13 protein-coding genes are annotated in these 13,985 nt (G+C 47.3%); 3 read left to right on the forward strand and 10 right to left on the reverse strand.

The annotated features are described in order from the left end of the window. The first annotated feature begins 95 nt into the window (after positions 1-95). Together pyrE and pyrB are read left to right on the forward strand one after the other, a co-directional pair. Complete coding sequence (pyrE, locus tag HQ43_RS02950) at positions 96-737, forward strand: orotate phosphoribosyltransferase (protein WP_036789803.1); 642 nt, start codon at positions 96-98, stop codon at positions 735-737. Then, positions 722-1,840 (forward strand): aspartate carbamoyltransferase, encoded by a 1,119-nt coding sequence (pyrB, locus tag HQ43_RS02955; RefSeq protein ID WP_316931155.1) that lies wholly within the window; start codon positions 722-724, stop codon positions 1,838-1,840. Before pyrE ends, pyrB begins: the two co-directional genes overlap by 16 nt. A 693-nt stretch (positions 1,841-2,533) precedes the next feature. Here pyrB and HQ43_RS02960 read toward each other — a convergent pair. Then, a complete protein-coding gene (locus HQ43_RS02960; RefSeq protein ID WP_036789465.1) occupies positions 2,534-3,769 on the reverse strand; it encodes a DUF438 domain-containing protein in 1,236 nt (411 codons plus the stop codon). Between the two features lie 3 nt (positions 3,770-3,772). Next, positions 3,773-4,108, reverse strand: coding sequence for a cupin domain-containing protein (locus HQ43_RS02965; RefSeq protein ID WP_036789467.1), 336 nt, complete (start codon positions 4,106-4,108; stop codon positions 3,773-3,775). 146 nt (positions 4,109-4,254) lie between these two features. Here HQ43_RS02965 and HQ43_RS02970 point away from each other — a divergent pair, with 146 nt between their 5' ends. Next, positions 4,255-5,793, forward strand: coding sequence for a PepSY-associated TM helix domain-containing protein (locus HQ43_RS02970; protein ID WP_036789469.1), 1,539 nt, complete (start codon positions 4,255-4,257; stop codon positions 5,791-5,793). A gap of 10 nt (positions 5,794-5,803) precedes the next feature. On the opposite strand, the gene HQ43_RS02975 is transcribed toward HQ43_RS02970, so the two are convergent. From HQ43_RS02975 to HQ43_RS03010, 8 genes are all read right to left on the reverse strand, one after another. After that, positions 5,804-6,583, reverse strand: coding sequence for a hypothetical protein (locus HQ43_RS02975; protein ID WP_036789472.1), 780 nt, complete (start codon positions 6,581-6,583; stop codon positions 5,804-5,806). A gap of 109 nt (positions 6,584-6,692) precedes the next feature. Continuing rightward, entirely contained in the window at positions 6,693-7,760 is a 1,068-nt protein-coding gene (mutY, locus tag HQ43_RS02980; protein WP_036789475.1) for an A/G-specific adenine glycosylase, read from the reverse strand. A gap of 9 nt (positions 7,761-7,769) precedes the next feature. After that, a complete protein-coding gene (locus HQ43_RS02985; protein WP_036789478.1) occupies positions 7,770-8,711 on the reverse strand; it encodes a ribose-phosphate pyrophosphokinase in 942 nt (313 codons plus the stop codon). 538 nt (positions 8,712-9,249) lie between these two features. Next, complete coding sequence (locus HQ43_RS02990; RefSeq protein WP_036789481.1) at positions 9,250-10,662, reverse strand: Gfo/Idh/MocA family protein; 1,413 nt, start codon at positions 10,660-10,662, stop codon at positions 9,250-9,252. A gap of 120 nt (positions 10,663-10,782) precedes the next feature. Further along, a complete protein-coding gene (locus HQ43_RS02995) occupies positions 10,783-11,367 on the reverse strand; it encodes a Maf family nucleotide pyrophosphatase (RefSeq protein WP_036789482.1) in 585 nt (194 codons plus the stop codon). A gap of 17 nt (positions 11,368-11,384) precedes the next feature. Next, positions 11,385-11,906: a KdsC family phosphatase gene (locus tag HQ43_RS03000; RefSeq protein WP_036789483.1), complete on the reverse strand. Its 522-nt coding sequence runs from the start codon at positions 11,904-11,906 to the stop codon at positions 11,385-11,387. After that, positions 11,899-12,702: a Rossmann-like and DUF2520 domain-containing protein gene (locus HQ43_RS03005; protein ID WP_036789486.1), complete on the reverse strand. Its 804-nt coding sequence runs from the start codon at positions 12,700-12,702 to the stop codon at positions 11,899-11,901. Before HQ43_RS03005 ends, HQ43_RS03000 begins: the two co-directional genes overlap by 8 nt. A 12-nt stretch (positions 12,703-12,714) precedes the next feature. Next, the gene (locus HQ43_RS03010; protein ID WP_036789492.1) at positions 12,715-13,260 is read right to left on the reverse strand and encodes a nitroreductase family protein; all 546 of its coding nucleotides are present in this window, start codon (positions 13,258-13,260) and stop codon (positions 12,715-12,717) included. Positions 13,261-13,985: the final 725 nt, after the last annotated feature.

The following is a 13,985-nucleotide window of genomic DNA, read 5'->3' on the forward strand; positions in this document are numbered from 1 at the left end:
CAATGACAATCTCCAAATTCGGAGAGACCGACTGCACGCTTTTTCACCCTCGGCACAACATATACATTCACCTCAAAACAGATATTAAAGAAGACATGGAAAATCTATCAAGAGATATAGCGGAAAAACTCCTCTCTATCAGAGCAGTTTTTTTGAGCCCGAAAACTCCTTTTACGTGGGCAAGCGGTATCAAGAGCCCCATCTACTGCGACAATCGCCTCACTTTGAGCTATCCGAAGATTAGGGAAGCGGTGGAGGAAGGACTCGCAACTCTCATCCGCGAACACTATCCGGACGTGGAGGTGCTCATGGGAACATCCACCGCCGGCATCGCTCATGCAGCCATCACAGCCACCATTCTCGATCTGCCCATGGGCTATGTCCGCAGCGGTGCCAAGGACCACGGACGCACCAATCAGATCGAAGGACACCTTGAACCGGGGCAAAAAGTTGTCGTCGTCGAAGACCTTATATCCACAGCCGGCTCCTCTTTGGACGTCGTAGAGGTATTGCGCCAAGCCGGAGCAGACGTGCTCGGCATCGTGAGCATCTTCACCTATGGGATGAAGAAGGGCATCGACCGCCTCGAAGCCGCCGGCGTCAAAAATGTCTCCCTCTCCAACGTGGACACTCTCGTGGAAGTTGCCGTGGAGAAAGGGTACATCGCGCCCGAAGAGAAGGAACAGGTGATCGCCTTCCGTAACAACCCTTCGGACGAATCTTGGATCAGACAGTAATCCCTAACCTCTCCTTTCTCATGAGACACTGTATAGAACCTACCGATTTTACTTCGCAAGAAGTGCGAGACCTCATCGCCCTTGCCGAAGATATGATAGCCCGCCCGGCTGCCTATGCCGAAGTGTGTAGGGGAAAGAAGTTGGCAACGCTCTTCTACGAGCCGAGCACACGCACCAGACTCAGCTTCACGGCTGCGATGATGGAGCTTGGAGGAAATGTACTCGGCTTCTCCGATGCGCGCAACTCCTCCGCCTCCAAAGGCGAGACCGTTGCCGACACGGCTCGTGTCGTATCTACCTATGCAGACATCATAGCCATGCGACACTTTAAGGAGGGTGCCGCTTTGGTCGCATCGCAGTACGGCTCCATCCCGGTCATTAACGCCGGAGATGGTAGCCACTCTCATCCCACACAGACACTAACGGATCTTCTGACGATTCATCGTGAACTGGGCAGACTCGACAAGCTCACCATCGGTCTTTGCGGAGACCTCAAGTATGGGCGCACGGTGCATTCTCTCATCAAAGCAATGTCCGGATTCGAGAACATACACTTCGTTCTCATCTCGCCCGACTCGCTCCGCCTGCCGGACTATATGCGGAAAGAGCTGGAGCGTCAGGCAAGTCTCTCCTATACCGAAAGCGACAGCATCGAAACCGTTATCGGGACGTTGGACATTCTCTACATGACACGCGTACAGAAAGAACGCTTTTCGGACATCGCCGAATACGATCGGGTTAAGGATCTCTACATCTTGGACGAAGAAAAGATGGCGCTTGCCCCTGAAAGGATGATCGTCCTGCATCCACTTCCACGCGTGAACGAAATATCACCGGAGATAGACAACGACCCTCGAAGTGCCTACTTCCGACAAGTGGCAAATGGCAAATACATCCGCATGGCACTTATCCTTACACTCCTCCGAGCCGCCGAAGGTATCGCCTTGGAGCCTAAAGTGCCACGCATTGCACATGGAACGCACAGAGGAGATCACCGCTGTTCCAATCCGGTCTGCATCACTGCCTCCGAGCCGCTTTATGCTCAGTACATCGAGCACAACGGCGAAAAGCTCTGCGCATACTGCGAAAACTTTATCGGGTAGCATTCCCGCCGAAAAATATACAAAAGAGCATCCTAAGTTTTGGCTTGGGATGCTCTTCTGTTTTTGGGGAACTTTTATATAAAAACGACCTTTCCGAAATTCGTCCGAAATCTCCTCTTCCTTCCCTTTTTTCCTCCTCCTAAAATTTGAAGATCGCAATAAGATTCTAACAATTAGGTAGATATGAAAAATCGCGAATTTGGAAAAAATTTTTTCTCAGTCCATTTCATGGGGCTTTTTCGCGTTAATATATGCGAATTTTAACAGGGGAATATGTAAATAAACTTTAACTTGGTTTTATGCCCCAAAACGGCAAAAAGAGGGTGAAAATTCTTAATATTCTAATTCTCAGCATTATAAGTGAAAATTCTTAACACGTTAATCGAATCCGGTAAACGTGTTTAATGAAATCGGTAAACGTGTTCGTTGAAAAATTAAACACGTTAAGCCGGAAGAATATGCTCGTTTAGTGTTTTGAGTGAACAGGTATCGGAATTTGTGTTAACAAAATGGGTTGAATTTAACAATTCGGTCGTGCTCTCAAAACACCTTCTCCGAGTGAAATAGAAAGAGGGTAGAGGGGAGGGATGGAATATATAAAAATGGAGCTTTAGAACCTTATTACAAACAGTCCCAAACTTTATACTAAAAGTCCGGGACTGTTTGCTTTTGGTGTTATTGCTTATTTCCTATTTACTTCTCCGAGTATGATAGCAGGCGTTGATCGCCTTCCAGTTTGCGCAGTTCGGTAATATCTTGCGTTACTTCCACTACTCCGAGATACTCTCCATCTGTTCCTCGCAGAGCGGTGTACTCTATATAGATAAATCTGCCCATGAAGTTGGAGAGCCAGAAAGCGGCTTTGTTCTCGGCTCCGGACTTGAAGTCGTTGATGATTTGTTCTACTATGTGAACGCTGTGAGGAGGATGACACATTCGGACATCCCTGCCTATGATGGAACGGTTACGCTCAAAGACACGCTTCGGACTATGGGAGAAGAACTTTACTTTATCCTCTTTGTCCACAAAGGTGATATCTATCGGTAGGGTAACGAAGAGGCTTTCGAGCTCTTTCATATCGAAGCTACCGGATGACAGTCTTATGGCATCACCGGAAAGGTAAGTGGGTTCGTTTGCTACTTCTTCCGTGGGTTGCCATTCGGTTGTAGGGTCATAAAGACAGAAGCCGAACTGGGGTGTTTCGATATAGATGCTGTACCACTCTTTTTCCGAAAGGGTGTCCATGCACATCGGGAGCAGGATCTCTTCCTCTTTCATGATCATTCCTTGTATTGCCTCAATAGCGGGTACGATAACGTCCGGTACTGCTGCGCAAAACTCCTGAATGGTAGGCATCGGTTTGCGACCCAATAGTTCGTGTGCGGCTTTAAGGTAGGCACGAGTTTCGTCATGCTTGCCCCACATTACTTTTGGAGGCCCTGTGATGCCGGCTTTTTCGAGGTAAGGGAAGAGGGCGTACTCTTTTCGGAGGTAGTGTTTATTTACATCGGAGAGTTCGTTAAAGAGTGCATGTATCTGCAAGAGACTCTTTTCCCAATCGTTTGGATCGAGTTTGGGCAGATTTTCCAGTATCTCTTCTATCTTCACTATCCGAGCTTCCAACGCTCTGTTTTCTTGCTTGAACGTGTCTACCGGATGCCCCGGAGGAACATTCTTAGCGTGTGAAGTGTCTATGCTGCCATCGAGTACTGCGGCGTGTATATCGCATAACTTCAAGATCTCACTCTCAGGGAGACCTTCGGCTATCAGCTCTTGCTCTACCTCCACAACCTCGTTGTAGGGAACGGTTTTCAGCATCTCCATGAGTCTTTTCTTCACTTGTTCGGGTGCTGTACCTCGGTGAAGTTCGAGGATAAGATGCTTGAGCATCTCTTTTCTTTGGGATGAGTTGTTGATATATTCGCTCATGGTTTACTTTCCTTTAATCATTGTCAAAACCATCTTAAAGCTTTCCACCGCTTGCAGAGCATGCGGAACGTTGGCAGGCATGATGATGATCTCACCGGCTTTCACGCTATGAGGTTTTCCGCCTATAAGTATCTCTGCTTCTCCTTCTATGATCTGTACCAAAGCGTCAAAGGGTGCAGTGTGTTCGCTTAGTCCTTGTCCTTTGTCGAATGAGAAGAGTGTAACGTTGCCTACATCGTTTTTGAGTATCTGCTTGCTTATGATTCCTCCTTCGGAGTATTCGATTTCGTTAGAAAGACCAAATACGGTTGCAGAGGGAAATGTCGCTCTTTTTTCCATAATTCTAATTGGTTTGAGTGTTTGTTTATGCAAATATAGTAGACTTCTTTATTGTTTATCGTGATTTATGTTACAGCTTTTCGAGAGATTTATTTGCTACTTTTGCACGAAAACAGATACTCATCTAAAAACAGATTTCTACTGATATGAACAGAGCTTTTAAGAAGTACCACAAATGGATAGGGCTGTTTGTTTGCTTCTTTATTATTCTGTCTGCTCTTTCCGGCATTGTTCTCAATCACCGGAGAGCGGTTTCACGCATAGATATTCCAAGATCGGCACTGCCGGCGAGTTATGGTTATACCAACTGGAACAACGGAGCAGTGAAAGGGACTATCAGGCTTGGTGGAGACTCCGTACTGCTCTACGGCACTGCCGGGATGTTGTTGTCCGACACATTACATCGCTCCTTTGCGGCGTTTAATGCCGGTCTTCTCACGGGCGCAGATAATAGAATCGTGAACAGAGTAGTATCCACACCGGATGAGCAGCGGTATGCAATCACCACATTCGATCTGTACAGACTTGGCGCAGATAACCGATGGGAAAATCTCACAGCACGTGCAGGGATAGATGAACGTATATCCGACCTCACGGTCAAAGGTGATACGCTGGTTGTGCTGACCCGTTCCAAGGTGTATCATGCCGCTTATCCTTACCTCTCTTTTCACTCTCACGAAATCAAAGAGCCGGAAGGATACGTTGCGAAAACCTCTCTGTTCCGTACATTTTGGCTGCTACACAGTGGCGAGCTATTCGGTCTGCCGGGACAGCTATTGGTTGATTTTCTTGGGGTACTGCTTATAGTGATGTGCTTGACCGGGATAGCATTCACCTTCATCCCGAAACTCGTTCGTTACAGACGCAAGAAACAGCTGGCGATAAAACCTGCAATGAATGCTCTCAAGCTCTCTATCAAGTGGCACAATAAGGTTGGCGCACTCTTCTTGGTGCTCTTCCTTGTTCTGGGCATTACGGGTACTTTTTTGCGTCCTCCGCTTCTGATTGCCATTATCCGCTCTGACGTGAAACCTCTGCCCGGCTCTGTGCTGGACGATCCTAACCCTTGGAGGGACAAACTGCGCAATTTGCGTTACGATGCCAACACTTCCGACTGGCTGTTGTACACCTCTTCCGGATTTTTCTCTCTTGCTTCTTTGGATGCTGTTCCTCGCCCTGTCGCTTACACTCCTCCTGTCAGTGTGATGGGTATAAACTGTATGGAGCCTGCTCCAAACGGCTGGACGGTGGGATCTTTCAGTGGACTTTTTTCCTGGGACAGGGTCAATGGTGTTATCACGGACCGTCAGACCGGAGAGGTGGTACCGAAAAAGAGAAAGCCTGCAGGCAGACCTGTATTTAATAATCAGGTCAGCGGATACAGTAGAGACTTTTCTGCCGGCAAAGAGATTGTGTTCAGCTATAATACCGGAGCGCAAACATCGGACGGATCAGCCTTTGCAGAGATGCCGGAGATCCTTAAAAAAGGAAGACTCTCACTATGGCACACTGCTTTGGAGATACACGTTGGGCGTGCATACAATCCGGTGATCGGGCCTTTCTCGGATCTCTTTATCTTTCTGTTCGGACTCCTTTTTACCTTTATTCTTATCTCAGGCTACATCGTTTACAGACACTCTTACAAGCGCAATAGAAAGAGAGGAGCAAAGAGCCGGAAGCCGTAATGGTCGAATTTTAGGAGCGTTTCTCTGTCGGGAAATTGATACTGAGCTGTTTGAATGTCTTCGTTCCGTCTTCAAACAGAATCTCTATCTTGATGATGTGTTTCAGCTCTTTTGTCGGTTTTTGGGCGATCTTCAGACGGCATAGCGTCATCTCGCCCAAGCCAAGAAGACGGTAAGAGGAGAAGTCGAACTTGGACAATAAACACTCTATCCTGCCTGCAAGCTCTTCCACATTAGGGTCTTCTTTTTTGATCGGCTCGAATTTTTGTTTCTTCTCATCCCAGGCAAACTCTTCCTTATACCCCGATTGGATAAACGGATCAAGAGCATTGGAGTAGAAGATTATAATATCATTCAGAGAAGCTCCTGCCGGATGAGCATCGTCCCATGCCGCATCACTTGTTACGTTTATCCCGGTAATGGCATTTGAGTTATAGTAGTATCTGTAGCTGCGACCAAAGGATCGGAAAGCATCTCCTTTGATAGTATAGGTAAGAGCATCGTACTTTGTATCCTTGTTTTTATTGCATAACGCCTTGTATCCGGCGAGATCTTCACCTTTGGAATCCCAGCCCAAAACCAGCACGCTATGTGCCCATCGGATGTTGATGGAGTTCTCATAGGAGTAGTAGGTCGCTTCCAGATTTTTTGCATTATCCAGATAGCCTAATACGTAATGGGGGATATGTATCTTTCCTTCCTCGAATTGTCCGCGTCTGAATAGCCAATCACATCCTTGAAACATCAGTGCCACAAGAGCGGAAAGGAGTATCAAATATGCTTTTTTCATAGGTTGTTCTGTTGTTTTGAGACTGCTAGGTCTCGAATAAAACTCTCACACCCCACAAAGATACTATTTTATGTATTAGATGCCGAACCTTATATCGGGGAAATCTCCTCTATTCCGAAGAGGGATGTAGCGGAAAGTGTCTGTCCAGAAACTCTCTCAGCGGTTTTGGAAAAGCTATTCTGTTGTGCGACTCAAGCGGAATGGAAAAGAACGGAGGCATTGTCAGCCCTTCCTTTTTCTGCTCCGAAGCATATATCTGTATGTTCAGTCTACGGTGTGTCAGCTGGTGTGTCGTCTCCCATAACAGCTCATATCCCGGAGAGTCTATATCCTCCGGAGAAAGTGTTGGGAACTCATGCAACGCTTTCCAGATGCTCTTCTTGTCTCGCTGCCGCACTATCAGCTCCCCATCTTGAGAGAAGCAGAGAAGGTACCGGATGCTCTCCTCCTTTACCGCCACACGCTTCTCCTTTCTGGGCAGAAGATCCACCAGATCTGCTTTGCGAGCCAGACACTCACGCTCTAAAGGGCACTCTTCGCAGACAGTCCCTTTGGGGCGACACTGCAATGCACCGAAGTCCATGATTGCCTGGTTGTAGAGAGCCGGCTCATCCTCATCCATGTACTCCTGAGCCATATCTGCAAAGAGCTTCTTCCCTGCTGTGGTGTCTATCGGAGTATCTATGCCGTTGAAGCGGGAAAGCACCCGATAAACATTTCCATCCACTACGGCGACAGCTTCACCGAATGCAATGGATGCAATGGCCGCTGCGGTGTATGCCCCCACACCTTTAAGCGTGAGCAGCTCTCGGTATGTGGAGGGAAAGATGCCCCCTTTCTCGTTGCAGATCTGCCTTGCTGCCTCCATCATGTTGTGCGCACGAGAGTAATAGCCCAACCCTTCCCACAGATGTAAGACCTCCTCTTCGGGAGCTTCCGCAAGCGATCGGACTGTCGGATAACGCTCTACAAAACGGAGATAGTAACCCCATCCCTGCTTTACCTGTGTCTGTTGGAGGATGATCTCGGATATCCATATCTTGTACGGATCTTGGGTCTGTCTCCAAGGCAGATCTCTACCGTTTTCCGAGTACCACCGTAAAAGAGAAGAGCGAAAGAGGCTTGCCCTTTCGCTCTTCTCTTTTGTTCTATTTTTCTCTACTCCTTTAAGGAACATCGGACACACTTAGATGTTGTACAATGAGCTTATAGACTCGTGGCAGGATACCCGCTTGATGGCTTCCGCAAACATATCCGCAACGCTGAGGATGCGTACATTATGGCACTCTTTACGGTATGGAATGGAGTCTGTGAAGATCATTTCCGACAAGGCAGACGCTGCAACACGTTCGGTTGCCGGGTCGCTCATCACGGCGTGGCTGGCTATCGCACGGACGCTCTTCGCTCCATTTTCCAGCATGAGGTTGGCTGCCTTGGTGATTGTTCCTGCTGTGTCTACGATGTCATCGATAAGCAGAACATCTTTTCCTTCTACTTCCCCTATGATGCGCATCTCTGCAACCTCATTGGCTTTAAGCCTGCTCTTGTGGCAGATAACCATTGGGACTCCCAGATAGCGGGCATAAGAGTTGGCACGCTTGGTACCACCCACATCCGGAGTTGCGATAACGAGATTGTCCATGCTCAATGTCTCCTGAATGTAGTTGGAGAAGACATTCGATGCGTAAAGGTGATCCACAGGGACATTAAAGAATCCTTGAATCTGATCGGCATGAAGGTCCATGGTGATCAAGCGACATATTCCGGCAGCACAAAGCATATCGGCTATCAGCTTGGCACCGATGGAGACACGAGGTTTATCCTTACGGTCTTGACGCGCCCAACCGAAGTAAGGGATGACAGCCACGATATAGTGGGCACTTGCACGCTTTGCCGCATCTATCATCAGCAAAAGCTCCATAAGATTATCCGATGTCGGTACCGTACTCTGTACCAAATAGACATCTTTTCCACGAATGGACTCTTCATAATAGACACTGAATTCTCCGTCTGCGAATCGGTCTACTTGCATCTTTCCAAGTTCACAACCGAGGCTTTGACATATTTTTTCTGCCAAGTATCGGGAGTTTGTTCCTGAGAAGATCAGAAAATCTCGTTCTTTACTCATATTCAGATTTTAATAGGTATATGTAGAATATATGGGGTGTCCCAAATATGTTACAAAAATACAAACAATTTCTATAGGAGCAAGGCGGGAAGAGAAAAGCCTTGCAGGGTAAACGGAGTTCGGACAAAAGAGCTTTGTTTCCCCTCTTGGATAGTAGCTTTCTTGCCGGTTTGCTCTTCTCTTTTTCTCTTATTCCATGATGAAAAAAGGGTCTGAGAGCATATAAAACTTCTTCTGAACAGGTAAAAAAGTCTCTTTGAACCTTATCAAATCCTCACTTCAAGGCTTGAATGGTAAAAATCAAGGCTCACTTTCTGCAATTCAGGTCTTGAATCTTGCTGTTCCAACCTTGATTTTCTTGTTTGAATCTGTTCAGACTCTTTTTTTATTACTATAAGAGAAAGTTTTGAGCGGGATAAGAAAATAATTGCGCAGCGGATACAACCATAAAAAGAGAGGGCTACCCGATGAAAATATCGGATAACCCTCTCTTCTGTTTGCGAATACGGAGTGTCGAATCCGCAGATATTTTAGAGGTTTACTTCTTAAACTCCAGCTTGGATAGCTTATTCCAGTGACCGCGAGTAAAGTCCGGAATCTCTACCGGAGCAGAACCGTTGTCGAGAGAAATCTCTGTAAGCGGAATCAGACAGCACCACTCTGCAAGGTCGTACACGTCCATATCCAAAGGAAGACCCTTTTGCAGACAGTAGATCAAGCGATAGTCCATGATGAAGTCCATACCACCGTGTCCTCCGACACGCTTTGCAGTCTCTTCAAGTTCTACATCCACGATCGGGTGGCGGTATTTTTCCATCAACTGCTTGCGTACTTCGTCCGGAACAAAGTTGTGTGTGTCGAGATCTTCGTGGTTCAGGGTAGTCTCCTTATCCAGATCCTTTCCGCTAAGAGCAAAGCCCGGAGTGGGATATTTATTGGCAAATCCTTTTGTCCCGGAGATTTGATACAGACGGTTATATGGTCTTGGAGAAGCAACGTCATGCTGAATCATGATGGTCTTACCCTTTTCGGTGCGGATCATTGTCATCGTATGGTCGCCGTTGCGGAAGTCTTTTACCTCTTCTCCTGTTCTCTCTTTGATAAGAGCCGGAATCTGCAAAGGCTTTGTGTCCATGCTGACAAGGTAGTTGAGTTTATCTCCACGGTGAATGTTCATCGCCTGACAAACCGGGCCGAGACCGTGTGTAGGATATACATCGCCTCTGTGCTTGCGGTTGTAGTCCAGTCTCCAGTCGTTCCAGTATGCGCTCCAAAAGTCGTTCAGAGAGTGGATATACGCGCCTTCGCCATGTATCACCTCACCAAGCAGACCTTGTTGAACCATGTTCAGAGTAGTAAGCTCGAAGAAGTCATATACGCAGTTTTCAAGCTGCATACAGTGTTTCCTTGTGCGTTCGGAAGTGTTGATAAGATCCCAAATCTCTTCCATGGTCATCGCAGCAGGTACTTCGATAGCCACGTGCTTGCCATCGTTCATCGCCTGAACACCCATCTTCGCGTGTGAAGACCAGTCTGTGGCGATGTAGATAAGATCCAGATTTTCCATTGCAGAGAGCTTACGCCATACCGCAGTGTCTCCATAAAATTCTTGAGCCTTGGGCAAGCCTGCTTCCACAAGCTTTGCATTGACCTTCTCTACACGATCCTGCTCTACGTCGCATAGTGCCACGATCTCCACTCCCGGTATGTTCATCATGCGATATACGGCACCGGGGCCTCTCATACCAAGTCCTATAAATCCGACTCTTACGGTAGGAAGCGGTTCGGTGGCAAGCTCCAATACGTGCTCCTGACCTGCCGGTCTTTCCGGGACTTCGACTTTAATGATGTTGTCTTTTTCGGACGTCGATTTCTCCGAAGGCGTACAAGCGAACATGGCTACTCCCATAAGAGCTGCCAACACTAAGCTTGTGAGCTGTTTAATCTTCATGTTCTTATAAGTTTTATGTGTTGGAATATACGATTCTATGTTTGAGCCTCGTGGCAAAACATCCTCCCAAAGGTACAAAATAATGTTGAATAATAGCCTTTTAGAGGTTTTGCCTGCTTTTTATTTGGATGCCCCGGAAAGGCATTTCTCTATCTCATGACGGAGTAGAGAGGTTGGCAGCCCCATCACATTGTAGAAAGATCCTTCTACTTTCTCTACCGCTATGAGCCCTATCCACTCTTGTATGCCGTATGCACCGGCTTTGTCCAGAGGGGAGTAGGCGTCCACATAGTAGCGGATGGTCTCTTGGGAGAGGGGGCGAAAATATACTTTTGTTACGGCACTTGTCTTACAGACCCTCCCTTTATAGGATAGCACCACGCCGGTAATCACTTCGTGCATTTTCCCGGACAGGAGTGAGAGGATGCGTACAGCGTCTTCTTTATCTTTCGGTTTGCCTATGATCTCTCCATCGAGGAGGACTATCGTGTCTGCCGTAATGAGCAGCTCGTCTTTTGAAACCAACGGACCTATGGCACGAGCCTTTTTCTCTGCCAAAAATTCAGGGACTTTTCTTGGGTCCATCTCGGGAGAAAAGTCCTCTTGACAGGGTGCGGTGCGAACCTCTATCTTATACCCCATTTTCCGAAGAAGATCTTTTCTTCTTGGGGAGCTGCTTCCAAGTATTATCTTAGTACGTGGCATATTTTGTTATTCTATATTTACCATCCAAAGGCATCCCCGGTTAGCCATAGCCCTTTGGCTTTCATCAACTGTTCCAATACGTCTCTGGCAACTCCCATGCCTCCTTCCACCGGAGAGATGTAGTGCGCTATTGCTTTCACTTCAGGAGCAGCATCGGCAGGTGCAACGGCGAGTCCGCTACGCGACATTACCGGTATGTCCGGAATATCATCGCCTACATAGATCACCTCATGAGGCTGTAGCCCGGTCTTTTGTAAGAAGTCTTCCCACTGCTCTGTCTTGTTGGAGGCTTTCATATAGACGTGCGTCATGCCGAGTGCATTGTATCGCAACGGCAGGGAGGGAGAATAGCCTCCTGTGATGATACCTAAAATGAGCCCTTGATCTGTGGCTTGCTTGATGGCATAGCCATCTCGAACATTCACGGTACGCTTTGGAATGCCACTCTCATCCATATCGATGGTGGTCTTGGAAAGTACTCCATCGACATCGAATATGACTGCTTTGAATGGTCTCAGGTCTTCTAATATTCTACTCATCTGAATCTTTTGTGTGGTGCGACAACTGTTGGATGTTATGGCTAACGCTCCGATACACTTCGGTAAGAGAAGGCAAGCCCTCCTCTTCCAGCAGTGAAAGGTGGCGCGAAAGCACGTTATGGTCTCCTCTTACCGCAGGTCCGGTCTGGCTCTTATCCGCTCCCATCTCCATCGCTTTAGCCATGGTCTCTTGTATGAGAGGGTTCAGAAGGGTCTCTTCCAGTCCATACCTCTTGAGCAGAAGGGCTGCGGAGTGCAGCATGTTATTGGAAAAGTTGCAGGCGAAAACCGCAGCGAGGTGCAGGATGAGCCGTTCGCCGGAGCCGGTTTCCCTGATCTGCTTGCTCTGAAGAGCAGAGGCAAGTGTCTGTATAGTCTCCTTTGCTTTTTCGTCGGAAGCCTCTACGAACAGAGGAACATCGGACATATCCAACGCTCTGGAACGTGAAAACGTCTGCAACGGATAGAGCACACCGATATGGGGATGGGGAGAAAGTGTCTGCATAGGAATGCTTCCTGCCGTGTGCAGAAGCACAGCATCCGGAGCGATATGCCGGCAAAGCTGCCCGGCAAGAGAGGCTAAAGCGGTGTCCGTAACGGATAGAAGGTAGATGTCTGCCGTTCGGGGAAGCTCTTCCACTCTTGTTACTCCTTTGGTGTCGAGCTTCCGAGCCAATGCTTCTGCGTGCTTTGCCGTGGCACTCATCACGCCCAAACATCGGAGATTTGCCTTTGAGAGAGCTGTCCCTATGTGGGTCGCAACATTGCCGGAGCCTACAAGACAGAAGGTGTACATGGTGTAGTGAAATCAGTCTTCTATATCCTTGAACGTGTCTATGGATACACGTCCCCAGTCTATCTCTATATCACGGAATGCGAGATCTTCATCATTGGCAGGGACACCGAGTGCAAGGATGCAGAGGACTCCTATGCTCGGAGGGATGTTCAGTACTCTCTTCACGACGGCTTCGCTCTCTTCTCCGTCGGGAGAGGTGGAGTCTGCCACGTGTATCCAGCATGAGCCAAGCTCCAGATCGGTAACGGCGAGCTGCATCATAGTGGCAGCGATGGCGGCTTCTGCTTCCGGACGGCGCGACTTATTGAGATCCACAGCCACAACGATAGCCAACGGAGCTTCTGCCAAAAACTTACTGCCCATCTTCTTACTCTTGGACAACGCTTCCAGCGTGCTCTTATCTTCTACTACAATAAAACGTGTGGCGTTGGTACTCATCGAGGATGGCGCACGAAGCCCTACCTCTAATATCTCCTGTACAGCCTCTTGAGGGACAGGGACGGGTGCAAATTTGCGAATGCTTTTACGCTTTGAGGATATAAAATGTACGTGACTCATATCTTTCTTCTTTTGTTGTCTGTTAGGTGTCTGATGCTTGACACAAAACCTTGTTGTAAAGGCTTCACGAAGATAGTTATATTTTCCGTAAAAGAGGGAAGAGATGCTCTCTTCTCAACCTCTCTTTTAGGCTCTTTTAAGGGGAGCTTTTATATAAAAACGGAGAGCCGGCTCCTCTTTTTCTTGCTCCGATTTTTCTCCCGGTCGGAGAGCATGAAAAATGGAGAGGGTGTGCTAAGTGTTTTACATTCAGGCGTATATGGAAAATCGCGAATTTGGAAAAAATTTTTTCTCAGTCCGTTTCATGGGCGCTTTTCGCGTTAATAGGTGTAAATTTCAATGCCTGCGCCTGTGAATATTTCCTAATAAAGAAATCTGCCTTTTTAGGTACATTTTAAGGTGAAAATGCTTAATTGATTGATATTGAGAGTTTTGATGTTTTTGGCTAAATACTTTAATTGAATCCGGTAAACGTATTAAATGAAATCGGTAAATACGTTTACCGGTTTCGTTTAATACGTTAAGCCGACAAAATATACTGCTTTATCGTTTTGGATGAATAGGTATCGGAAATTGTGTTAATAAAACAGCTCCGATTTAACAGTTTGGTCGTGCTCTGAAAACGACCCCTCCGATCAAAATAGAGAGAGGGAAAAAAGAGAGCTTTTTTCGGTACTAAATATATAAAAACAGAGCTGTGGTGCGGAATGGAAACATAGGTTAAA

Source organism: Porphyromonas canoris, assembly GCF_000769115.1.
Taxonomy (GTDB): Bacteria; Bacteroidota; Bacteroidia; order Bacteroidales; family Porphyromonadaceae; genus Porphyromonas_A; species Porphyromonas_A canoris.

Bases quoted from the DNA above. Each gene is read 5' to 3' on its own strand.
- pyrE (WP_036789803.1), top strand. From the start codon at position 96: ATGGAAAATCTATCAAGAGATATAGCGGAAAAACTCCTCTCTATCAGA.
- HQ43_RS02960 (WP_036789465.1), bottom strand. From the start codon at position 3,769: ATGAGCGAATATATCAACAACTCATCCCAAAGAAAAGAGATGCTCAAG.
- HQ43_RS02965 (WP_036789467.1), bottom strand. From the start codon at position 4,108: ATGGAAAAAAGAGCGACATTTCCCTCTGCAACCGTATTTGGTCTTTCT.
- HQ43_RS02970 (WP_036789469.1), top strand. From the start codon at position 4,255: ATGAACAGAGCTTTTAAGAAGTACCACAAATGGATAGGGCTGTTTGTT.
- HQ43_RS02975 (WP_036789472.1), bottom strand. From the start codon at position 6,583: ATGAAAAAAGCATATTTGATACTCCTTTCCGCTCTTGTGGCACTGATG.
- mutY (WP_036789475.1), bottom strand. From the start codon at position 7,760: ATGTTCCTTAAAGGAGTAGAGAAAAATAGAACAAAAGAGAAGAGCGAA.
- HQ43_RS02985 (WP_036789478.1), bottom strand. From the start codon at position 8,711: ATGAGTAAAGAACGAGATTTTCTGATCTTCTCAGGAACAAACTCCCGA.
- HQ43_RS02990 (WP_036789481.1), bottom strand. From the start codon at position 10,662: ATGAAGATTAAACAGCTCACAAGCTTAGTGTTGGCAGCTCTTATGGGA.
- HQ43_RS02995 (WP_036789482.1), bottom strand. From the start codon at position 11,367: ATGCCACGTACTAAGATAATACTTGGAAGCAGCTCCCCAAGAAGAAAA.
- HQ43_RS03000 (WP_036789483.1), bottom strand. From the start codon at position 11,906: ATGAGTAGAATATTAGAAGACCTGAGACCATTCAAAGCAGTCATATTC.
- HQ43_RS03005 (WP_036789486.1), bottom strand. From the start codon at position 12,702: ATGTACACCTTCTGTCTTGTAGGCTCCGGCAATGTTGCGACCCACATA.
- HQ43_RS03010 (WP_036789492.1), bottom strand. From the start codon at position 13,260: ATGAGTCACGTACATTTTATATCCTCAAAGCGTAAAAGCATTCGCAAA.